The sequence below is a fragment of the Pseudomonas sp. p1(2021b) genome (assembly GCF_020151015.1).
GTDB lineage: Bacteria > Pseudomonadota > Gammaproteobacteria > Pseudomonadales > Pseudomonadaceae > Aquipseudomonas > Aquipseudomonas putida_K.
The window spans coordinates 3,762,676-3,784,969 of record NZ_CP083746.1; the positions used below are offsets into that span (position 1 = coordinate 3,762,676).

At 63.0% G+C, this 22,294-nt stretch carries 17 protein-coding genes, 1 tRNA gene and 2 pseudogenes; 9 read left to right on the forward strand and 11 right to left on the reverse strand.

Going from position 1 to position 22,294, the window contains the following annotated elements; genetic code table 11:
- Positions 1–231: 231 nt before the first annotated feature.
- Complete coding sequence (locus tag K8374_RS17385; RefSeq protein ID WP_224456544.1) at positions 232–1,563, reverse strand: OprD family porin; 1,332 nt, start codon at positions 1,561–1,563, stop codon at positions 232–234.
- A gap of 324 nt (positions 1,564–1,887) precedes the next feature.
- Here K8374_RS17385 and K8374_RS17390 point away from each other — a divergent pair, with 324 nt between their 5' ends.
- Positions 1,888–2,820, forward strand: a complete 933-nt coding sequence (locus K8374_RS17390) for a LysR substrate-binding domain-containing protein (protein WP_224459349.1) — start codon at positions 1,888–1,890, stop codon at positions 2,818–2,820.
- A gap of 55 nt (positions 2,821–2,875) precedes the next feature.
- Here the strand turns inward: K8374_RS17390 and K8374_RS17395 are convergent, their stop codons facing one another.
- From K8374_RS17395 to dapA, 6 genes are all read right to left on the reverse strand, one after another.
- Complete coding sequence (locus K8374_RS17395; protein ID WP_224456545.1) at positions 2,876–4,087, reverse strand: MFS transporter; 1,212 nt, start codon at positions 4,085–4,087, stop codon at positions 2,876–2,878.
- 175 nt (positions 4,088–4,262) lie between these two features.
- Positions 4,263–4,352 (reverse strand) — tRNA-Ser (locus K8374_RS17400).
- Between the two features lie 92 nt (positions 4,353–4,444).
- Positions 4,445–5,155 (reverse strand): phosphoribosylaminoimidazolesuccinocarboxamide synthase, encoded by a 711-nt coding sequence (purC, locus tag K8374_RS17405; protein ID WP_043213139.1) that lies wholly within the window; start codon positions 5,153–5,155, stop codon positions 4,445–4,447.
- Between the two features lie 29 nt (positions 5,156–5,184).
- Positions 5,185–5,943, reverse strand: a complete 759-nt coding sequence (locus K8374_RS17410; protein ID WP_224456546.1) for an MBL fold metallo-hydrolase — start codon at positions 5,941–5,943, stop codon at positions 5,185–5,187.
- Complete coding sequence (bamC, locus tag K8374_RS17415) at positions 5,944–7,059, reverse strand: outer membrane protein assembly factor BamC (RefSeq protein WP_224456547.1); 1,116 nt, start codon at positions 7,057–7,059, stop codon at positions 5,944–5,946.
- A 17-nt stretch (positions 7,060–7,076) separates the two neighbouring features.
- Positions 7,077–7,964: a 4-hydroxy-tetrahydrodipicolinate synthase gene (gene dapA, locus K8374_RS17420; protein ID WP_084854506.1), complete on the reverse strand. Its 888-nt coding sequence runs from the start codon at positions 7,962–7,964 to the stop codon at positions 7,077–7,079.
- Between the two features lie 259 nt (positions 7,965–8,223).
- On the opposite strand from dapA, the gene K8374_RS17425 reads away from it, so the two are divergent.
- Together K8374_RS17425 and K8374_RS17430 are read left to right on the forward strand one after the other, a co-directional pair.
- Positions 8,224–8,784, forward strand: a complete 561-nt coding sequence (locus tag K8374_RS17425; protein ID WP_196144914.1) for a glycine cleavage system protein R — start codon at positions 8,224–8,226, stop codon at positions 8,782–8,784.
- 10 nt (positions 8,785–8,794) lie between these two features.
- Positions 8,795–9,268: a peroxiredoxin gene (locus K8374_RS17430; RefSeq protein WP_224456548.1), complete on the forward strand. Its 474-nt coding sequence runs from the start codon at positions 8,795–8,797 to the stop codon at positions 9,266–9,268.
- A gap of 117 nt (positions 9,269–9,385) precedes the next feature.
- Here K8374_RS17430 and K8374_RS17435 read toward each other — a convergent pair whose 3' ends face one another.
- Together K8374_RS17435 and K8374_RS17440 are read right to left on the reverse strand one after the other, a co-directional pair.
- Positions 9,386–10,456 (reverse strand): AI-2E family transporter, encoded by a 1,071-nt coding sequence (locus K8374_RS17435; RefSeq protein ID WP_084854503.1) that lies wholly within the window; start codon positions 10,454–10,456, stop codon positions 9,386–9,388.
- Between the two features lie 21 nt (positions 10,457–10,477).
- Positions 10,478–10,717, reverse strand: coding sequence for a sulfurtransferase TusA family protein (locus K8374_RS17440; RefSeq protein WP_043213126.1), 240 nt, complete (start codon positions 10,715–10,717; stop codon positions 10,478–10,480).
- A gap of 118 nt (positions 10,718–10,835) precedes the next feature.
- Between K8374_RS17440 and K8374_RS17445 the strand changes: the two genes are divergently transcribed.
- Positions 10,836–12,272: a M48 family metalloprotease gene (locus K8374_RS17445; RefSeq protein WP_084854501.1), complete on the forward strand. Its 1,437-nt coding sequence runs from the start codon at positions 10,836–10,838 to the stop codon at positions 12,270–12,272.
- Positions 12,273–12,402: 130 nt separating this feature from the next.
- Here the strand turns inward: K8374_RS17445 and nadA are convergent, their stop codons facing one another.
- The gene (gene nadA, locus K8374_RS17450; RefSeq protein WP_224456549.1) at positions 12,403–13,461 is read right to left on the reverse strand and encodes a quinolinate synthase NadA; all 1,059 of its coding nucleotides are present in this window, start codon (positions 13,459–13,461) and stop codon (positions 12,403–12,405) included.
- A gap of 252 nt (positions 13,462–13,713) precedes the next feature.
- Positions 13,714–15,222, reverse strand: coding sequence for a YdgA family protein (locus K8374_RS17455; RefSeq protein ID WP_224456550.1), 1,509 nt, complete (start codon positions 15,220–15,222; stop codon positions 13,714–13,716).
- A gap of 505 nt (positions 15,223–15,727) precedes the next feature.
- Here K8374_RS17455 and K8374_RS17460 point away from each other — a divergent pair.
- The 5 genes and pseudogenes from K8374_RS17460 (at position 15,728) to K8374_RS17475 (ending at position 22,232) form a co-directional block, all read left to right on the forward strand.
- Positions 15,728–17,080, forward strand: a complete 1,353-nt coding sequence (locus tag K8374_RS17460; protein WP_224456551.1) for an APC family permease — start codon at positions 15,728–15,730, stop codon at positions 17,078–17,080.
- A 283-nt stretch (positions 17,081–17,363) separates the two neighbouring features.
- Positions 17,364–18,365 (forward strand): annotated as a pseudogene (locus K8374_RS26515) (chemotaxis protein); the annotation flags it as partial.
- Positions 18,366–18,758: 393 nt separating this feature from the next.
- A pseudogene (locus K8374_RS26520) lies at positions 18,759–19,271 on the forward strand (methyl-accepting chemotaxis protein); the annotation flags it as partial.
- Between the two features lie 123 nt (positions 19,272–19,394).
- A complete protein-coding gene (locus tag K8374_RS17470) occupies positions 19,395–20,342 on the forward strand; it encodes a cation diffusion facilitator family transporter (protein WP_224456553.1) in 948 nt (315 codons plus the stop codon).
- 120 nt (positions 20,343–20,462) lie between these two features.
- Entirely contained in the window at positions 20,463–22,232 is a 1,770-nt protein-coding gene (locus K8374_RS17475; RefSeq protein WP_224456554.1) for a phosphoethanolamine transferase CptA, read from the forward strand.
- Positions 22,233–22,294 lie beyond the last annotated feature (62 nt).

The window sequence follows — 22,294 nt, forward strand, 5'->3', positions numbered from 1 at the left end:
AATACCTTTCATGCCTTTCGAGTATGCACAACCCGTTGGACATTTCCATTAACAGCGCAACGGCGCAAGCATTGGCTATTTGGTCACCTCAAGCACACGCTCTGCGTACCGATCGAAGAATCCATATCACCCCTGTAGTAAGCCAGTGGGCCCCACCGAGGGGCGCACTGGCAATCGTCACTTTGCATACTTGGCCTGCACCGAGGTGCAGCAATCAGCGCTCCGGGCGTATCAGAAAATACTCCACGGGTACTCGACGATAAGACGAACCTGATCAGCCGATGCATCGGACGCGCCATTGCCAATGCGATGTGTGGCCTGCCGCACGCGTACCGACAGTCCCTTGGCCGATCCCTCTTGAACGACATACTTCACTTCGAGGTCACGCTCCCAATGGTCTTCGCTACGCTCGGACCCGTAGAAGTTATACGGACTATCGGCATCCATCCTGCTACCGTCTACATCGCGCCCTACGATGTAGCGCGCCCCGAAACTCAACCCAGGAACGCCATAAGCCGCCATGTCCAGATTATAGAACGCGCCCCAGGATTTCTCGTTGGGCCCGTTGAAGTCCACCAACTGGGACGAGTTAGCCAAATAGATGGAGTCATGGAATGTCCCAGGCCCCATGCCCAAATAGTCGAACGGCTGGTCGCCATGAATTTTCTGATACGTCAATTTGAACGTATGGGCCCCCCAGGTATAGGCGGCGGCTAGCGAATACGCTGTCGTGTCGATATCCCCCGCCCGCGAACTCCCCTCGTCAACGGTACGGTAAAGATTCGCGTCGAAATTCAGGCTCTGGTTGTCGCTCAGGGGATATGTGTAGTTGGCGTTGCCATAGTACTGACGCCATATATCCTTATACTCCGCCCCGTACAGGCTAACGCTGAGTTGGTCCGTGACCGAATAGCTGGCCCCCAGAAAGTCGACGGTATCGGAGGCTACCCCCGCATACGCCGCAAAGAAGTCATCCGAGAGATTGGTGCTGTTGAAATCTTTCGCGGCGGTCAAATGGGCCGCTTCAGCGACCAGCCCCTTCAACTCATTACTGACCACCCAGAAGCCGGTAGCCGTGGCCGGCGTCAAGCGCGCATCCGCAGGTGCGAAAACAGGATTATAAGGACGAAGGTTGTTCCCATACTTCAGTTCCGTCTCGGACACCCGTACCTTGAGGTTCGCACCGGCTGAAGAGGCTTCGTGCGCAGTACTGTTGCCTTCCGGCACAAGTACCCCGGCCTGGCCAGAATGCCCCGCCCCACCGTCGAGCTTGATGACCGTATAACCGCTCAGATCGACCCCGAAACCTACGAGGCCTTGCGTGAACCCCGAGCTGAAATCCAGACGGAACGTCTGCCCCCACTCGCGACGGTCTCGATCTGCTGTGCGTTGTGCATTGTTATGCCCGCTGTGGTAGTCATGATTCCAATAAAGATTGCGCGTCATGAAATCAAGATGACTGTCCTCGATAAAGCCTTTGCTTTCAGCCTGCCCGGCCATTGCGCCGTGCCCCGCCATGGAAGCGATGGATAACACCAGTACATGCTTACTGCTTAGACGCATTTCTTGACTCCCCATATTGTTGGTTTTAAAGGGCAGTGAAATGGAGCGTTGTCTCCCTCTTCTTTTATCCGTAAGGAACGGTACGGAGGGAGTCTGCGGAGCGATCACACCTGGCACTCAATATGTGGCCAAATGCCACCCCAGCCTACGGTGTCCAGTCACTCACCGAGAACCGGTATGCGACCGCCAGGCAGTCAAACCCGACATTTGCCAGGCCTCCCTGGTCATCGCCGCTCGGGATTCGATGTACGCGGAGAAAATCATGCTGGCCTTGGGCTGCGGGATACCCACATGATTGGATTTTTTCATCAATGGGGGGTCGTCGTGTTCTCATCCGAGCGGTTGAAAGGGATCGACGTCTTCGTCGCTGTGGCCGATGTTGGAAGCTTCACCGCTGCTGCCGAACGGCTGAATTTGACGAGTTCTGCCGTCAGTAAAAGCGTTGCACGGCTGGAGGCTCGCCTCGGGGCCAGGCTGTTCAACCGAACGACCCGAACGCTGTCTCTCACCGAGGCAGGCTCAGTGTTCTACACAACATGCACATCCGTTCTGTCCGATCTGGAAGAGGCGGAACATGCCATCCTGGCCAAGGGCAATGAGCCACACGGCAAGGTTCGTATAGACCTCCCTGCTTCCTATGGACGGTTGCATGTCCTGCCCTTGATCATGGATTTCTTGCACCTGCACCCGATGCTTGAGCCTCACATTTCATTTACGGACCGTTTCATCGACCCGGTGTACGAGGGAATCGACATCGTGGTCCGTATCGGCGGACCGGATGCCTGGCCAGCGAACCTGGGTCATCAGTATTTCGGCGCCCAGCGCCTGATCTTCTGCGCCGCTCCCGAATACCTCGAGCATCACGGCACTCCAAAGAGTGAGCGTGATCTGGAAAACCACAGGTGTGTAGGTTATGGGCACCGAGATGGCATGATCAGCCCTTGGTTCTTCAAAGGTCGCCAGCCAGGGGAGATGGAGCGTCGAACCGTACAGGCACGTATCGCCATCGGCGATGGAGAGGGGGAAGTAGCCGCGGTGCTCGCCGGACATGGTATAGGCCAATTGCCTACTTGGCTGACGCAACGGCACATCGAGCAAGGCTCCCTGGTCGAGGTCCTGCCGGACCTGGCGACCGATGGCTTGCCAATGAACCTGGTTTGGCTGAAGAGCCGTGAGGGCCTGCCCAAAGTCAGGGTATTGTTGGATTACCTGCGCCCCAGGTTGACCGCGCATGGTACAAGGCGAATTGACCCGTAGCGTGCCGAGCCATAGCGGAGCAGCGTCGCAGCTGCGCTATGGCTCGGCCTGAAGACTACCGAGGGCTACCGGGCACTCTTGCGCTACCACACCTGCTCACGAGGGGAGTGAGTGCCAAGGCGAGTACCGCCGCGGTTGCCGCAACATACCCCAGGTATTCGATGCCAAGGCTTGGAATCGTCATGCCCCCAATGATCGCACCTGCGCCAATGCCTGCATTTGCTGCCGATACGTTGGTAGTGCCTGCAAGCGCATGAGCATGGGAAACCGAACGCATGACCCGCACCTGGCTGATGGGATAAAGGGCGGTATTCGCCACGCCCCACACCCCCAACGCCATGCAGAAAAACAAGCCGGCCCCTGCTAAAGGCACGATGGCAGCCATGCCAATGGCGAGCAGGACCAGGAAGAACACAGTGGCTCTCAGGGGGGATCTGTCAACGGCCTTGCCACCGATCCAGTTGCCTAGCAAACCAATGGCACCAAACCCCATGAGCCACCAGCCTATCTGTTCATGCGCAACGCCACCAACGCGCTCGAGTATATCGGCCAAGTAGGTGTAAGCGATGAACATGGCGGTGAAGACCACGATGGACAGGCACACATTGGAGAGGAAGTACGCCTCCTTGAAGATCCGAGCCTGCTTCAGAAAGTCCACTTTGGCGGTACGCGTGACAGTAGGCATGAACGCTGACATCGCGATCGCCATAGCCAAAGCGCTACCGGCCAGCAGCCAGAACGCCCCTCTCCAGCCAATCGCATTCGAAACGACGGTGCCTAGCGGAATGCCCAGCAACATGGCCGCCGAAATGCCCAGGTATACCTTGGAGATCGCTTGGCCAGCCCGTTGCGGGCCAGCAAGCTGCCCAGCCGTTTCGCTCGCGGTCCCCCAGAAGACCGGCAGTGCCAATGCCGGCACTATCCGCGCAACGGCAAGCACCCAGAAACTGTTCGCAACAGCAGCGAGCGCGTTCGCCGCGGCGAAGACCAACAAGATCGCAATGAACAGCTTCTTGCGGTCGAGGTGCGAGAGCGCTGCGGTCAAGGGCGGGCCGAAGACCATCACGGTAAAGGCGAACAAGGTGACCAGTTGCCCGGCGACGGAAATCGAAATATCCAATTCCCTGGCAAGGCTCGGTAGCAGCCCAACGATGAGGAATTCGGTCGTGACGATGAGAAAGGCCGAGAAGGCCAAAATCGTGATGCTGAGGCCGATGCTTTTCGTGGGTGATGCAGTCGGCAAGGGTGGTGACTCATAGGCAGACATTAAGGAAGCTCCAGCGAGGTCTGCCGAGTAGTTTATTAGGTAATAGTTTTCTTATTATTGGTCAATATTCTGAATACTAATGAATTGGTTTCATCAACTGGGTGAGACTAGGGCTGCGTACAGTTAAAAAACGAAAAAGCCCCGCAGATGTTAACCTGCGGGGCTTTCCGATGTATGGCGGAGAGATAGGGATTTGAACCCTAGGTACTGTTGCCAGTACAACGGATTTCGAATCCGTCCCGTTCGACCACTCCGGCATCTCTCCAGTGGCGCGCATGATACCAGCGATTTCCTGAAAGGCAAACCTTTCTTTGAAAAAAATTCGCGTGGTATCAGGCGCTTGCGTGAGCGAGGCGCTTAGAGCGGCACGCCCAGGCGCTTGGCCACTTCCTCGTAGGCTTCGATGACATCACCCAAGCCCTGGCGGAAGCGGTCCTTGTCCATCTTCTTGCGGGTTTCCTTGTCCCACAGACGGCAGCCGTCCGGGCTGAACTCGTCGCCCAGGACGATCTGGCCGTGGAACACGCCGAACTCCAGCTTGAAATCGACCAGCAGCAGGCCGGCGTCGTCGAACAGCTTGCTCAGCACTTCGTTGACCTTCAGCGACAGCTGCTTCATGGTCGCCAGCTGCTCGGCGGTACCCCAGCCGAAGGCCACGACGTGGGATTCGTTGATGAAGGGGTCGCCCTTCTCGTCGTTCTTCAGGAACAGCTCGAAGGTGGACGGCTCCAGCTTGATGCCCTCCTCCACGCCCAGGCGCTTGACCAGGCTGCCGGCGGCGTAATTGCGCACCACGCACTCGACCGGGATCATGTCCAGCTTCTTGACCAGGCATTCGTTGTCGCCCAGCAGCTTGTCGAACTGGGTCGGGATGCCGGCTTCTTCGAGCTTCTGCATGATGAAGGCATTGAACTTGTTGTTCACCATGCCCTTGCGGTCCAGCTGTTCGATGCGCTTGCCGTCGAACGCCGAGGTGTCGTTACGGAACAGCAGGATCAAGCGGTCGGCGTCGTCGGTCTTGTAAACCGATTTGGCCTTGCCGCGGTAGAGTTCTTCGCGTTTTTCCATGATGGGCTCCGCTTGCTTGAGTAGGTGGGCTAGGCGATTTCGCGCCAGTCGAGCCCGTGTTCCTGGTTCGCCACCTGGAGCCAGTCCGGGTCGCACCCCAAGGTGTCGACGAAGCACTGGCGGGCCAGTTGTGGCCGGTTGTTCTTGCTGCTGAGGTGGGCCAGCACCAGATGCTGCAGGTGTTGCCAACCCAGCTCGGCCACCAGGCTCGCGGCCTGGTGGTTGTTCAAATGCCCCTGGTTGCCGCCGACCCTGAGTTTCAGGAAGTGCGGGTAATGCCCCCGGGCCAGCATGTCACGACAATGGTTGGCCTCGATCAGCAGGGCGTCCAGGCCTTGGTAACGATCCAGCAGGTACCTGTCGTAGGAGCCCAGGTCGGTGAGCATGCCGAAACGTCGGCGGCCATCGCTGAACACGTACTGCAGCGGCTCGAACGCATCATGCTCGACCCGGTTCGCACTGACCTCCAGCGCGCCGATGCGCAGGCTGTCGCCACAACGCAGGAAACCCATCGCCTCCACCGGCTTGCGCATGCCGCGCAGGGTGCCTTGGCTGAGATAGACCGGTACATTGTAGCGCCGCGCCAGCAGCCCCACCCCATGCACGTGGTCGGCATGTTCGTGGGTGACCAGCACCGCGCTCAGCTGTGCCGCGGACACACCGAGCAGCGCCAGGCGCCGCTCGGTCTCGCGCAGGGAAAAACCGCAATCGACCAGGACGAAGGTATCGTCATGGGCGATCAGCGTGCCGTTCCCCTGGCTGCCGCTTCCAAGTACCGCGAAACGCACTTAGCCCAGGTGGTCCTGAATCATGCTCAGCACGCGGCGGGCCACATCGGCTGGCGCCACGGTGTTGATGTTCTTCTCGACGGTGACCTGAACGTTCTCGCCCACCTTGCTCAGGCGAACCTGGTAGCGCTCGGCACGGGCTTCACGCTCTTCCTTGGACGGCTCGCTGCCGAACATGCGGCCGAAGAAGCCTGGCTGGTCCTGCTTGTCGTCGGGTTTCTCGGACAGGTTGATGTAGTACAGGCCCAGGCTGCGGTTGATGTCCTCGACCCGCCACTCACCCTGCTCCAGGGCGCGGCCCACGCTGGACCAGGCGCGGTCCAGGTCGGCGCCCAGGTACAGCACCGGGTTGCCGCTGCCGTCTTCGCTCAGGCTGACGCGGCTTGGCGCGTCGAAGTCGCGGGCGGCGAGCAGGGACACCGAACCGCCTTTCTCGGCGCTGCGGTTCATGCTGGCCAGCATCTCGTCGACCAGCAGGGCGTCGGCGGCCGTGTTGGCGGAGCTGGACGGGAACTCAGGCTCGGCAGTGCTGCCGGCCGGGCGCTCGACGCTGACGATGTACACCTCGGAGGTGTTGCGCTGCACGCCAGGCTCCATGCGAACGCGCACGCGCACTTCGCTGTCTGGGCTGCTGGAGGCGCTGGCCAGGCGTTGGCCAAGGGATGCGGACAGCTCGTCGAAACGCTGCCAGGTGGTGTTGAATTCACCGGTCTGCGGGCGTTCTTCGGCGATGCGGAAGCCGTTGTCCTCGAAGAACTGGCGAGCCACCGGCCAGACTTCGGCCGGCGCACGCTGGGCCAGCACCCAACGGCTGCTGCCGCTGCGCTGCAGGGTGAAATCGCTTGCTTCGGCCGCTGCGGTCAGCGGCTGCGGGCGGGGCACCTCGAACTCGCCGGTGGCGTGATCGTCGGCGACGTTGCGCGGGATCGGCAGCAGCGGGTCCAGGCGCTTGACGTTGCTGGCGTCCGGCGGCAGCTGCATCGGCGCAGTGGGGTGCGCCTGCAAGTAGTCGCTGCCGCGGTCGCGGAAATAGCCATCCTCGCCCCACAGCCAGCCGCAACCGCTGGTGCTGGAAATGATCAGGGCAAGGGTGGAGAGACCAGCCAGTCGCTTCATGCGGTGTACTTCCTCGATTAAACCAGTACGCCGGACTGGCGCAGGGCCGCACGGACTTTTTCGTGGCAGCCTTCGCTCAGCCAGGTCAGCGGCAGGCGGATACCCTTCTGCATCAGGCCCATCTCCACCAACGCCCACTTCACAGGGATCGGGTTGGCTTCGCAGAACAGGTCTTTGTGCAGCGGCATGAGTTTTTCGTTGATTGCGCGGGCCTTCTCGGCATTGCCCTCAAGGGCGGCCTCGCACAGGTCGGCCATTTCGCGCGGGGCGACGTTGGCGGTGACCGAGATGTTGCCTTTGCCGCCCATCAGGATCAGCTCGACGGCAGTCGGGTCGTCGCCGGACAGGACGATGAAGTCCTTGTCGACGCCGTCGAGGATGGCCTTGGCGCGCACCAGGTCGCCGGTGGCTTCCTTGATGCCGATGATGTTCTTGACCTTCGACAGGCGGATCACGGTCTCGGCCTGCATGTCGCAGGAGGTGCGGCCGGGCACGTTGTACAGGATCTGCGGGATGTCGACGGCTTCGGCGATGTGCTTGAAGTGCTGGTACAGGCCTTCCTGGGTCGGCTTGTTGTAGTACGGCACCACCAGCAGGCAGGCGTCGGCACCGGCATTCTTGGCGTTCTGGGTCAGATGGACGGCTTCGGCAGTGGAGTTCGCACCGGTACCGGCGATGACCGGGACGCGATGGTTGCTGCGCTTGACGCGCTCGACCACGTGCTTGATGACCAGGATGTGTTCTTCGACATCCAGGGTGGCGGACTCGCCAGTGGTGCCGACCGCGACGATCGCGTGGGTGCCTTTTTCCAGGTGGAAGTCTACAAGCTTGTCGAGGCTGTCCCAATCAAGACGCCCTTGTGCATCCATGGGTGTGACCAATGCCACCATACTGCCCGCAATCATGTAACTGCTCCTGCCGGAAAAAGAGAGCGGTAATGGTACTGGCGCCATCGGCCTTGCACAAGCGACGCAGGTGGGCGGAGCATTCCCCTCGGCGCTGCTTTTCGCTACCCTTCTCCCTTTGATCGGCGCAGCGTGGCCCGCCGGGCCGTCGACAATGCTCCGCGCCAGCGTCCACGACCTCGATTGCGAGCCCGGGGCCCTGCCGACAGGAGGCTTTCGCCTGTCCTGTGCCGACCGCTCATCGCTTTAGGAATGCTGCATGTCCACCCCCACCGTCCGCGAACAGTTCCTCGTCATCAGTGCCCTGGGGCCCAACCCCATGGAGCTGGCCAATGTCCTCAGCCGTGCCGCCTTCGACAATCGCTGCGCGGTGATCACCTCGCGCCTGACCCGCCACGGCGAGACCAGCGCCGTGGTGCTGCAGGTCGGCGGCAGCTGGGATGCCCTGGCCCGCCTGGAGGCCGTCCTGCCGGGCCTGGCCAAGAAGCACGGCCTGACCCTCGACGTGGTGCGCAGTGCCGATCAGGAAGTGCGCCCGCAAGCCCTGCCCTACGTGGCCTATGTGAGCGCCGCCTATCGCCCGGACATCGTCAGCGAACTGTGCCAGTTCTTCCTCGACCACCGCGTCGAGCTGGAAAGCATGACCTGCGACACCTACCTGGCGCCCCAGACCGGCAGCAGCATGCTCAATGCCCAGTTCACCGTGATTTTGCCGGCCGGCACCCAGATCAGCTGGCTGCGCGACCAGTTCCTGGACTTCGCCGACGCCCTGAACCTGGACGCGCTGATCGAACCCTGGCGCCCACAGAACCCCATGTAAGGAAGCTCCCATGGCCGTAGCACTCGACCAACCCGTCGCCGATTTCCAGGCCCAGGCCACCAGCGGCCAGGCCATCAGCCTTGCCGGGCTCAAGGGCAAGCAGGTGGTGCTGTACTTCTACCCCAAGGACAGCACCCCGGGCTGCACCACCGAAGGCCAGGGCTTCCGTGACCAGCACGACGCCTTCCAGGCCGCCAACACCGTGGTGTTCGGCGTGTCCCGCGATGGCCTCAAGTCCCATGAGAACTTCAAGGCCAAGCAGGGCTTCCCGTTCGAGCTGATCAGCGACAAGGACGAGGCCCTGTGCCAGCTGTTCGACGTGATCAAGCTCAAGAAGCTGTATGGCAAGGAATACATGGGCGTGGACCGCAGCACCTTCCTGATCGACAAGAATGGTGTGCTGCGCCAGGAATGGCGTGGGGTGAAGGTGCCCGGCCATGTGGATGCGGTGTTGGCCGCAGCACAGGCGCTGGATAAGGCTTGAGATCGATTGGGGCTGCCTTGCAGCCCTTTCGCGGCACAAGGCCGCTCCTACGGGGGATTGCGCTTCTGTAGGAGCGGCCTTGTGCCGCGAAAGGGCCGCAAAGCGGCCCCAGCCACTTCAAAGCATCGGTGAAACGCTAGGCTCCTGCCTCGGCCACGCATCCAGCACCGCCTTGAACAGCGTCGCCAGCGGAATGGCGAAGAAGATCCCCCAGAACCCCCACAGGCCGCCGAACAGCAGTACCGCACAGATGATCGCCACCGGGTGCAGGCTGACCGCCTCGGAGAACAGCAACGGCACCAGCACATTGCCATCGAGCGCCTGGATGATCGCGTACACGGCCATCAGGTAGATGAACTGGTCGCCCCAGCCCCATTGGAACAGCGCGATCAAGGTCACCGGCACGGTCACCACCACCGCCCCGACATAGGGCACCACCACCGACAACCCCACCAACAAGGCCAACAGCGCCGCATAGTTGAGCCCCAGGCTGATGAAGGCGATGTAGGTGGCGATGCCGCAGATCAGGATCTCGATGCCCTTGCCGCGGATGTAGTTGGCGATCTGCCGGTTCATCTCGTCGCCCACCCGGTTCAGCAGGGTGCGCTGGCGCGGCAGGTAACCGCTGACCCAACGGGCGATGAGCTCACGGTCCTTGAGGAAGAAGAACACCAGGATCGGCACCAGCACCAGGTAGATCATGGCGTTGACCAGCAGTGGCAGGCTCGACAGGGAGAAGGTCAGCGCCCATTGGCCGAACTTGCCGATCTCGCCGCGCACCGACTCGATGGCGCGTAGCACCTGCTCGTCCGATACCAGGTGCGGGTAGCGCTCGGGCAACAACAGCAACAGCGACTGCCACTTGCCCAGCATGCCCGGCAGCTCGTTGAACAACGTGATCAACTGGTGCCAGAGCAGCGGCACCAGCACCAGCATGAACACCGCCAGGGCGCCCATGAACAGCGCGAACACCACCCACACGGCCAGCCGGGTCGGCACGTGCAGGCGCTCCAGCGCATTGACCAGACCCTGCATGAGGAAGGCCAGGACCATGCCGGCCAATACCGGCGCGAGCATCCCGCCCAAGGTCAGCACCACGGTGAAGGCCAGGAACAGCAGGACCGCCAGCACCACCGCCTCCTCATCTGAGAAGTAGCGCTGCATCCAGTCGCGAAGCACTTTGAACATTGACGATCCTTGGGGTGGGGCTCAGGCCTTGCGCAGCCAGTAGGTATAAACGCCGGCCTCAGCGGTTTCACGAAGCAGTGTATGACCGGCGAGCTGGGCAAACGTGCGGAAGTCGCGCTGGGAACCGGCATCGGTGGCGATCACCTTGAGCACCGCGCCGCTGGCCAGGCGGTTGAGTTCCATCTTCGCCTTGAGCAGCGGCAACGGGCAGTTCAGCCCACTGGCGTCCAGCTCGGCGTCGCAGGTCGGGGTGTCAATCATCCGGTAATCTCCTGGCGGGGCAATCTAGCATTGCAGACAAGTTCGGTAGGATAACGCCACTGGTCGCCAACGTGTGAGCCGGCTACAGTAGGCTTTTTGACCGACGCGAGCTTCATGCATGAATCTACTGCGCCCTACCCTGTTGACGCTGGCCTGCCTGATGGCCCTACCCGGCCACGCCGACGACCTGCCGTCATTGGGTGACGCCAGTTCGGCGATCGTCTCGCCCCAGCAGGAGCACCAACTGGGCCGGGCTTGGCTGAGCCTGCTGCGCGGTCAGGTCAACCAGCTCAACGACCCGCAGCTCAAGGACTACGTCGAGACCAGCGTGTACAAGCTGGCCGAGACCAGCCAGCTGCAGGACCGGCGCCTGGAATTCATCCTGATCGACAGCCGCGAGCTCAACGCCTTCGCGGCGCCAGGCGGGATCGTCGGGGTCAACGGCGGCCTGTTCCTCAACGCCCAGACCGAAGGCGAATACGCCTCGGTGCTGGCCCACGAACTGGCGCACTTGTCCCAGCGCCACTTCGCCCGCGGCGTCGAGGCCCAGCAGCGCATGCAATTGCCGATGATGGCAGCGCTGCTGGCCGGTATCGTGCTGGCGGCAGGCGGCGGTGGCGATGCCGGCATCGGCGTGATCGCCGGCACCCAGGCCGCGGCCATCCAGGAGCAGCGTCGCTTCTCCCGGCAGAACGAACAGGAAGCCGACCGCATCGGCATCCAGAACCTGGAAAAGGCCGGCTACGACCCGCGCAACATGCCCACCATGTTCGAGCGCCTGGCCCGCCAGTACCGCTACGACGCCAAGCCTCCGGAATTCCTGCTCACTCACCCGGTGACCGAGTCGCGTATCGCCGACACTCGCAACCGTGCCGAGCAGGCCCCCAAGGGCGGCGTGGAGGACAGTGCACGCTACCAGCTGATCCGCGCCCGTGTCGCGTTGATCTATGAAGGCACGCCAGGCCTTGCCGCCAAGCGCTTCCGCGCCCAGCTCGACGAAGACCCGAAACTCGACGCCGCGCGCTATGGCCTGGCCATCGCGCAGATCAAGGGCGGCCAGCTCAACGAAGCGCGGGCCAACCTGCAGCCGTTGCTGGCCAAGGCGCCGAACGACATCACCTACAACCTGGCCCAGGTCGACCTGGACATCACCAACAACCGCCTGGCCGATGCCCAGCAGCGGGTCGAACGCCTGCGTGCGCTGTACCCGAGCAACTACCCGCTGCAACAGGTCCGCGCCGACCTGCTGATCAAGCAGAACCGCCCAGCCGAAGCGGAGAAGGTACTGGACGACCTGATCAAGCGCCGCCCCTACGACCCGGACGTGTGGTACGACGTGGCCGAAGTGCGCGGGTTGTCGGGCAACACCATCGGCCTGCACCGGGCCCGCGCCGAGTATTTCACCCTGGTGGGCGATTTCGACCAGGCCATCCAGCAGCTGGACTACGCCAAGCGCCGTGCGGGCAGCAATTTCCCGCTGGCATCGCAGATCGACCAGCGCCAGCGGGAGATCCTGGAGCAACAGCGGATGGTCAAGGAGATGATGGGGCGCTAGATCTGCGCTCAAAGGGGCCGCTGCACGGCCCATCGCGGCACAAGGCCGCTCCTACAAGGGTTAACGTCCCCCCTGTAGGAGCGGCCTTGTGCCGCGAAAGGGCTGCAAAGCAGCCCCGCTGGTTATCAGTTCAGGCGTTACCGGACAGCTTCAACCGCGCAGCCTGGGTGAAATCGAGCATGCGGTTGAGCGGCTTGATCGCCTTGGGCACCAGCGCCGGGTCGACGAAGATCTCGTTGCTGCCCTTGCGCAGGCAGTCGAGGGTGCGCTCGAGGGTGTTCATCGCCATCCACGGGCAGTGCGCACAGCTGCGGCACGCCGCACCATTGCCGGCGGTGGGCGCTTCGACGAACTCCTTGTCCGGGCACAGCTGCTGCATCTTGTAGAAGATGCCCCGGTCGGTGGCGACGATGAAGGTCTTGTTCGGCAGTGCCTGGGCGGCCTTGATCAACTGGCTGGTGGAACCCACCGCATCGGCCAGCTCGATCACCGACTCCGGCGACTCCGGATGGACCAGGACGGCCGCATCGGGGTACAGCGCCTTCATATCGGCCAGCTGGCGCGACTTGAACTCCTCGTGGACGATGCAGGCACCATCCCACAGCAGCATGTCGGCACCGGTCTGCTTCTGGATATAGCGGCCCAGGTGCTGGTCCGGGCCCCAGATGATGGTCTCGCCGTTGTCCATCAGGCTTTCGACGATTTCCAGGGCGCAGCTAGAGGTGACGACCCAGTCGGCCCGCGCCTTCACTGCCGCCGAAGTATTGGCGTAGACCACCACGGTGCGCTCGGGGTGCTGGTCGCAGAACGCCGAAAATTCCTCCACCGGGCACCCCAGGTCGAGGGAACAGGTGGCTTCCAGGGTCGGCATCAGCACGCGCTTTTCCGGCGTGAGGATCTTCGCCGTCTCGCCCATGAAGCGCACACCGGCCACCACCACCGTACTGGCGGGGTGGTTCTTGCCGAAGCGGGCCATTTCCAGGGAGTCGGATACGCAGCCACCGGTCTCCTCGGCCAGCGCCTGGATCACCGGGTCGCAGTAGTAGTGGGCGACCAGAACGGCGTTCTGGGCCTTGAGCTCGGCCGCGATGGCCGCACGGTATTCGGCCTCCTGCTGCGGCGTCAGCGGGTTGGGCTGCTTGGCATCAAGATGGGCTTGAACCAACAGGCGTTCGGAAATCTGGGTCATGATCACGGGACCTGCGGGCGCATATGCGCGTCACTCGAGTGTATCACCCGGCCCTGGCAGGTCGGCTAAAGGTGCCGGATGGCCGGCCTGGCCATCGCGGCCCACCTGCGGGCACGGCGTATTATCGGAGGCCGAAGGCTACAGACAATCGAGGCAATGCAAAAGGGCTTTTTGTGGCTTCGGAGTTGAGGCCGCAGCCCGGCGGCAGTCTGCCCCGACTCTATCGCGGGGCAAGCCCTTGTACGCAGGGCTTCAGCCTTGTGGCGACAGTGCCGCCAGGTGGGCGCTCAGGAGCATGGCGAATTCTTCGACGGTCATCTTGCGGCCATTGAAGTCGACCATGCCATCGGCGTAGTCCAGACGAGTGACCACGTTGTCACCCTCCACCGTGGCCATGCCGCTCTGCAGCGCCATCATGCCGACCATTTCCCCGGCCTGGCTGGACTGCTGGGCAATGGCCTGGGCGTCGGTCTGCCCATCGAGCAGCGCCTGCAATGTCGCCAGGTCCCCGACCATCGGCTTGGACACCGACAGCTTGCCCTCCAGGCGGGTGACGATCTGCTTGCCCAGCTGGTCGGCCGGCAGATCGAAGGATGCCGGGCTGGCCAGGTCGACCGCCAGGTTGAAGCGGCTCTCGCCATTGGCGGTCTTGAACGACAGGTTCTCCAGGGCCAGTTGCGGCTTGGCCGCGAGCATCTTCTGCACATCGGCCTGGACCTTGGCCTGCTCCTCGGGGCTCAGGTCGAGCGAAGGCAGCTGTTCACCTTGCGCGGCTGCCTGCTGGATGTCTGGCATGCGGGTCTGGTACCAGGCAATCAGCGCCTGCATGGCCGGGATGTCCAGGGATTTCATGCTCCAGACCATTTCCCCGCTGCCCACCGCACGACCGGCATAGGTGATGTCGGCGACCTTGTACTCCAGGCGACCGGACAGCTTGTCCTCGCCCTCGGCATCGTAGCGGTTGTTCTGTTCCAGGCCCTTGAGCACCAGAACATCCTGGCTGTTGCCCAGGGTGACCTGGGTCTCGGCCAACGCCATGTCGAAGTTGCCGACGTACACCAGGTCATGGCCGGTGCCCTTGAGGTCGCCGGTGACCTTGAAGCCATTGAGCAGGAACTTGACCGGCGCCTGGTCGGCACCGACCAGGTTCATTTCCAGGCGCTCGGCCTTGCCATCGATGCGCACTGCTTTGCCCTCGCGGTCGCCCCGCAGCAGCACACGCATGCCGGAGAAGTCCAGGCTGCTACCGTCATCCTCGCTGAGCTTGAGGGGCGCCAGGCGGATGTCGCTGGACAGGCTGCCGTCGTAGCCCAGGCTCACCTGGCCGGTCACCGGCGACTGATCGCCCGCGGCGGCGAACCAGGAGGCGGTGAAATCATCCTTGTCCAGCTGGCTGTTGCTGGTGGCCATGACCGGCGCCAGGTTCAGGCGCTTGACCCGCGACCAAGGGAACGGGCCATGCTCGATCTGGTCGGTCACCCCCAGGTCGAAGTTCAGCGGCTCGCCTTCGCCGAGCCAGACATTCTGGGCCTTGAGCCGGTAGTGGGCGGTACTGGTGAAGAAGTGCTGCTCCAGCGAGACCAGTTCGACGGTCATGCTGCCGCCAGTGCCGGCCATGGCCTTTTTCAATTCCTCGTTGCCTTGGGCGACGGAACGCTCGAGCTCAACGGGCAGCTGCTTGCCGGTGTACCAGGCGCCGGCGGTGGTGGCGAGGGCGATGGCAATGGCCAGGCCGGAAAGAATGCCTACTGATTTCTTCATGAATAGAACCGATTGCTGTCCATAAGGGCGAATGCGCAGCGGGCGACGCCACGCGGGAGGCGAAGATTATCACTGCTGGCAATCTGATGCCCGACCCGTGACACACGAAACGCCTGATCGTAAATTTTTACGAACACAGAAATCGACCTAAACCTTGAAACCCCCTAAAAAAAGACAGGCAACTCTTAAAAACAACGATAAATCTTCACTAAAGTTACATCTTGTCACGTTTCACTTGACACAAACTCGCCCTTCGTTTTTTATTTTTCACACCCACCCAGCGCCTACAAACGAAGAAGAACCGCGCCGACGATCATGACCCCCGTCCGCCCCAGCCCCCACGCGCCGCCTTCGACGTCCAGGCCCTGCCAGCCCTGACACAGGCGCTCGTCGCGCCCCGATCCGCTCCTACAACAAAAGGTGAACAACATGGAGCCCACCCGCTCGCCCTTGCCGTGCCTGCCGTACGCCGTGCCTGTCGTCCAGCCCGAGGAGCACCGTCCGCATGCAGCCTGACCACAACGCCAACGGCACCGTCCAGTTCCGCAAGTCCCTGCGCTTGTGGCAGGTGGTCATCATCGGCCTTGCCTACCTGACCCCGATGACCGTGTTCGACACCTTCGGCATCGTCTCCGGCATCACCGCCGGTCACGTGCCCAGCGCCTATATCCTGGCGCTGCTGGGCATCCTCTTCACTGCGGTGAGCTATGGAACGCTGGTACGCCGTTTCCCACAGTCCGGCTCGGCCTACACCTACACCCAGCGCGCCATGAACCCGCACATGGGCTTTCTGGTGGGCTGGGCCTCGTTGCTGGACTACCTGCTGCTGCCGATGATCAACGCCCTGCTGGCCAAGCTGTACCTCTCGGCCATGTTCCCGGAAGTGCCGCAATGGGTCTGGGTAGCGGGCTTCGTCACCCTGATCAGCCTGATCAACATGCGCAGCATCAACCTGGTGGCAAGCTTCAATGGCCTGTTCGTCGCCGTACAGGTGGTGATCATGGCAGTGTTCGCCTACCTGTGCATTCGCGGCCTGAACCAAGGTGAAGGCCTGGGCACCAGCTGGACACTGGTGCCGTTCGCCAACGACCAGACCCAGCTCAACACCCTGATCGCCGGCGCCACCGTGCTGTGCTTCTCGTTCCTGGGCTTCGACGCGGTCACCACGCTTTCAGAAGAAACCCGCCAGCCGGAAAAGGTCATCCCCCGCGCGATCTTCCTGGTCGCCTTGATCGGCGGCGCGATGTTCATCTTCATCTCGTTCTACATCCAGGCCTATTTCCCGACCATGGCACGCTTCCACGACCAGGAAGCCGCCCTACCGGAAATCGCCCTGTATGTCGGCGGCAAGCTGTTCCAGTCGATCTTCCTGGTGTGCACCGTGATCAACACCATTGCCTCGGGCCTGGCGTCGCAGACCAGCGTCTCGCGCCTGCTGTACGTGATGGGCCGCGACAATGTGATCCCCCAAGGCCTGTTCGCTCGCCTGCACCCCCGCTACAAGACGCCGGTGCTGAACATCGCCGTGGTCGGCCTGATCGCGCTGTCGGCGATCTTCTTCGACCTGGTGACTGCCACTTCGATCATCAACTTCGGTGCACTGGTGGCCTTCAGCTTCGTCAACCTCTCGGTGATCACCCATTGCTACTTGCGAGAAGGCCTGAACCAAGGCCTGGCGAACAAGCTCAAGTACCTGGTACTGCCCACCATCGGCTTTTGCATCATCGCCAGGCTCTGGCTGAATCTGGACGTACACTCGTTGCTGTTCGGCGGCGTCTGGGCGCTGGCCGGCGTGCTATACCTTGCCTGGTTGACCAAGGCATTCCGGGTATCGCCACCGAGCTACATGGCCGAATGAGACTGCCTGCCGACAACGCCCGCGCCTGACGCGGGCGTTGTTCTTGACGAGAAGGAAAGCTCCCATGCCCCTGCGCCGCCTCTCCATCCAGTGGAAAATCACCCTGCTCGCCGGCCTGTGCCTGCTGGCGATCGTCGCGTTGCTGGTCGCCACTTCCCTGACCCAGGCCCGACGCAGCGCGACCGAGGTTTTCCAGGCCAATACCGAGCTGCTGGACCACAGCGCCCGCCTGCGCCTGCAAGCCCATGCCGAAACCCAGGCCCTGCGTATCCAGCGCTATTTCATGGACGCCTACCAGTACGGCAACGGTTTCGCCCGCCTGGTGCAGGTGCTCAGGGCCCGCGGCGGCGACGACCTGCGCGCCGAACTGAGCGCCCAGGCCCGCGCGGCCCTGGCCGGCAACCGCGACCTGATCGGCCTGTACCTGGTGTTCCAGCCCAACGCACTGGACCAGCAGGACGCTCGCTTCATCGGCCAGGATGCCCAGGGCAGCAACGACAGCGGGCGCTATTCGCTGTACTGGTCGCAGCCCAGCCCCGGGACGCTGGAGTCGGAAACCATGCCCGAATCGATGTTGGCCGACACCAGCACCGCGGCCAATGGCTCCCCCTACAACCGCTGGCTGACCTGCCCGCTGGAAACCGCCAAGCCCTGCGTGCTCGACCCGTATTTCGACGAAGTCAACGGCCGCCAGGTGCTGATGACCAGCATCGCCCTGCCGCTGCTGGACAACGACCAGGTGGTCGGGGTGGTCGGCCTGGACATTGGCCTGGACAACCTGCAGCAACTGAGCCTGGCGGGCCGCCAGGAGTTGTTCGACGGCCAGGGCCAGGTCAGCATCGTCAGCCCCGCAGGCCTTCTGGCTGGCCACAGCCAGGACAATGCACAACTGAGCAAGGCGGTGACCCAGGCCTACGGCGAACAGGCGCGTGAACTGGCGACCGCGATGGCCGCCGGCCAGCCGGTGGAACAGCTCGAGAACGGCCTGATGCGCGTCTCCCGCCCGTTTCCCCCGATTCCCGAGGCAACGCCCTGGCAAGTACTGCTGGAGCTGCCGGAGGCCGTGCTGCAGGCCCCTGCGGTAGCCCTCAACCAACGCCTGGACGCACGCAACCAGGCCGCCAACCTCACCAGCCTGTTGGTCGGCCTTGCGGCAGCCGTGCTCGGCCTGCTGCTGGTGTGGCTGACCGCCCGCGGCGTGACCCGGCCGATTCTCGCCGTGGCCGAACGCCTGCGTGACATCGCCAGCGGCGAAGGCGACCTGACCCGACGCCTGGACTACACCCGCGAGGACGAGCTGGGCCAGTTGAGCGGCTGGTTCAACCGCTTCCTTGACAAGCTCCAGCCGGTGATCGCCCAGGTCAAGGGCTCGCTCCAGCAGGCCCGCGGCACGGCCGACCAATCCGCGGCCATCGCCAGCCAGACCAGCGGCGGCATGCAGCAACAGCAACGGGAAATCGAACAGGTGGCCACCGCCGCCAACGAGATGAGCGCCACCGCCCAGGACGTTGCCCGCAATGCCTCCCAGGCGGCCCAGGCTGCACGCGGCGCCGATCAAGCCACCCATGAAGGCCTGGAGCTGGTGGCCGTGACCCGACAAGCCATCGATCGGTTGGTGGCAGACATGGACAGCGCCATGGACCAGGCACGCGCCCTGGCAGGGCGCAGCGAGCAGATCGGCACGGTGCTCGAGGTGATTCGCGCCATCGCCGAGCAGACCAACCTGCTGGCGCTGAACGCGGCCATCGAAGCCGCCCGCGCGGGCGAGGCCGGTCGTGGCTTCGCTGTGGTCGCCGACGAGGTGCGCGGCCTGGCCCAGCGCACGCAGGTTTCGGTGGAGGAAATCCGCCAGGTGATCGAAGGCCTGCAGCAGGGCACCCATGATGTGGTCGGCGCCATGCACGAAGGCCAGCGTCAGGCCCGTGACAGCGCCACGCGCATGGAACAGGCCCTGCCAGCCCTGCAGCGGATCGGCGAAGCGGTGGCCGTGATCAGCGACATGAACCTGCAGATCGCCTCGGCGGCCGAGGAGCAGAGCGCAGTGGCCGAGGAGGTCAACCGCAACGTCGCCGGTATCCGCGATGTGACCGAGTCGCTGTCGGGCCAGGCCGACGAGTCGGCGCGGATCAGCCAGGCCCTGAACCAACTTGCCAACCAGCAGCAGGCCTTGATGGAACAGTTCAAGGTATAGCCACTGTTTTCCCTGTAGGAGCGGGCTTGCCCCGCGATTGGGCCGAGCCTGCATTCGCGGTCAATCGCGGGCAAGCCCGCTCCTACGGGGGACGGTGAAATTGGATAGATGATGGAGCCCATGATGGGAAAACCGTTTTTCGACCTGGCGAGCGAACAGGGCGTGCTGCGCACGTCCATCGCCGTCACTTTGTTCATCGCCGTGATCGGCATCGCCTTCGGCCTGGCGTCAGGCTCGTTCTCGATCGTCTTCGATGGTGTCTATTCGCTGGTGGACGCCAGCATGAGCGGGTTGTCGCTGGTGGTGGTCAAGCTGATCACCTCCCACGCCCGTGCCGAGCGCATGTCGCGCAAGCTGCGCGAGCGCTTCACCATGGGCTTCTGGCACCTGGAGCCGATGGTCCTGGCGCTCAACGGCATCCTGCTGACCGGCGTGGCGGCCTACGCCCTGATCAACGCCATCAGCAGCCTGCTCGAAGGCGGCCGCGACCTGGAATTCGGTGTCGCCCTGATCTATGCCGCAGTCACCGTCGTCGCCTGCCTGGCCATCGCCATCGCCGAGGCCCGCGCCAACCGCACGCTGGGCTCGGACTTCGTGCGCATGGACGTCAAAGGCTGGGTGATGTCTGCCAGCATCACCGCCGCCCTGCTGGTCGCCTTCTGCTTCGGCTACCTGGTGCAGGGCACCGAGTGGGCCTGGCTTTCGCCTTACATCGACCCGGCCGTGCTGGCCCTGGTGTGCCTGGTGATCATCCCGCTGCCGATGTCGGTGGTGCGCCAGGCGCTTGCGGACATGTTCCTGGTCACCCCGAGCGACCTCAAGCAGCACGTCGATGACGTGGCCCAAGCCTTCGTCGGGCGTCACGGCCTGCAGTCATACCGCGCCTATGTGGCCAAGGTCGGTCGCTCGCGGGAGATCGAGCTGTACTTCATCGTGCCGACGACCATGGCCGCCCGCACCATCGCCGAGTGGGACGCCCTGCGCGACGAGATCGGCGAAGCCATCGGCGGCGAAGGGCCGGACCGTTGGCTCACGGTGGTATTCACCGGCGATCCGGAATGGGCCGAATAGGTGCCAGACCACCGCTTTTTCCATGAACGGTTGACGTTATTTTCACAGCCGCTCCATTAGCGTCGCAGCCTTTCCGGCAGCCGGCACGCCCGGCTGTCATCAAGGTTCGACGAGGCGCACGTGGCAAGCACTACCCCAACAACGCGAAAAGGCATCGACTGGGCCGGCCTGGGCTGGCTCCTGCTGTTCTTCTGGTATTTCTCTGGTGTCACCCAGGCGCTGCTGATGCTCAGCGGCACCACCGGGTTTTCCGGCTTCCGAGACTCGCTTTTCCTCAGCACCCTGTGGTTCGCCCCGGTATTGCTGCTGCCGCGCCACACCCGCACCTTGAGCGCGGTGATCGGCATTGTGCTCTGGGCCGCCTCGCTGGTGGGCCTGAGCTACTTCGGCATCTACCGCCAGGAGTTCTCGCAGAGCGTGATCTTCGTGATGTTCGAGTCGAACACCGCCGAAGCCGGTGAATATTTCAGCCAGTACTTCAGTGTCGGGCTGTGCCTGGCGCTACTGCTCTATACCGTAGTGGCGGTGCTGCTGTGGAAGCGCGTGCGCCCGGTCACCCTGCCCCTGCGCAGCCGTGCGCCGCTGGTGATCTTGCTGCTGGCGGCGAACCTGGTCTACCCCTTCTATAAACAAATGGTGACCCAGGAGCGCAACTTCACCGACGCACTGGAAAAGGTCCAGCTACGCATGGAGCCCGCGGTGCCCTGGCAATTGCTGGTCGGCTACCAGCAATACCGCCAGCAGCTGGACAACATGCAGAAGCTGCTCGAGCAGAACGCTTCGCTGCCCCCCCTGCAGGGCCTGAAGGACAGCAGCGGCGACGCGCCGCGCACCTTGGTGCTGGTGCTGGGCGAATCGACCACCCGTGAACACATGCACCTGTACGGCTACGGCCGGCCGACCACACCCAACCTCGACGCCCTGGCCGGCAAGGACAAGCAACTGACGGTGTTCCGCAACGTGGTGTCGCCACGGCCCTATACCATCGAAGTGATGCAGCAGATCCTGACCTTCGGCGACCAGAAGAACCCGGATCGCTTCCTGACCGACCCTTCGCTGATCAACCTGATGAAACAGGCGGGCTACAAAACCTTCTGGATCACCAACCAACAGACGATGACCAAGCGCAACACCATGCTGACCACCTTCTCCCAGCAGACGGATGTGCCGGTATACCTGAACAACCAGCGTAACCAGAACGCCAGCCAGTATGACGAAGTGGTGCTCGCGCCGTTCGAAAAGGCACTGCAGGACCCGGCGCAGAAGAAGTTCATCATTGTCCACCTGTTGGGCACTCACATGGACTACCGTTACCGTTACCCGGATAGCTACGAACGCTTCAAGGACAGCCAAGGCGTGCCTGCTGGCTTGTCCCCCAGCCAGGTGGAAACCTACAACTTCTACGACAATGCCGTGCTGTACAACGACCACGTGGTCTCCAGCCTGATCCAGCGCTACTCGGCGTCGACGCCCAATGGGTTCCTGCTGTACCTCTCCGACCATGGTGAAGACGTCTACAGCTCCGGCGACCACGATCGCCTGGGCCGCAACGAGAACGCGCCGACCCGGCCGATGTACACCATCCCGTTCCTGCTATGGACCTCGCCAAGCTGGCAAACCGAGCACCCTCGCGACCTGCAGGCGATGACCGATCGGCCCTACAGCAGCTCGCACCTGATCCATACCCTGTCCGACCTCGCCGGGCTCAGCTATGACCGTTTCGAGCCGGCCAAGAGCCTGGTGAGCCCGCAGTTCCTGGTGGCGCCGCGCTGGATCGGCGACCCGTACCGCAAGGACGGCCTGCGCGAGTTCGACCAGCTGCCGCAGGACAAGCCCGCGCACGAGCAGAAAGCCGCCATCACCAGCCGCGCCCAGCCCCACGAAGGCTGATCTTCCCCGGGGCCGCGTCGCGGTCCCCGCCCTTCCTGTAGGAGCGGGCCTTGTCCCACGAT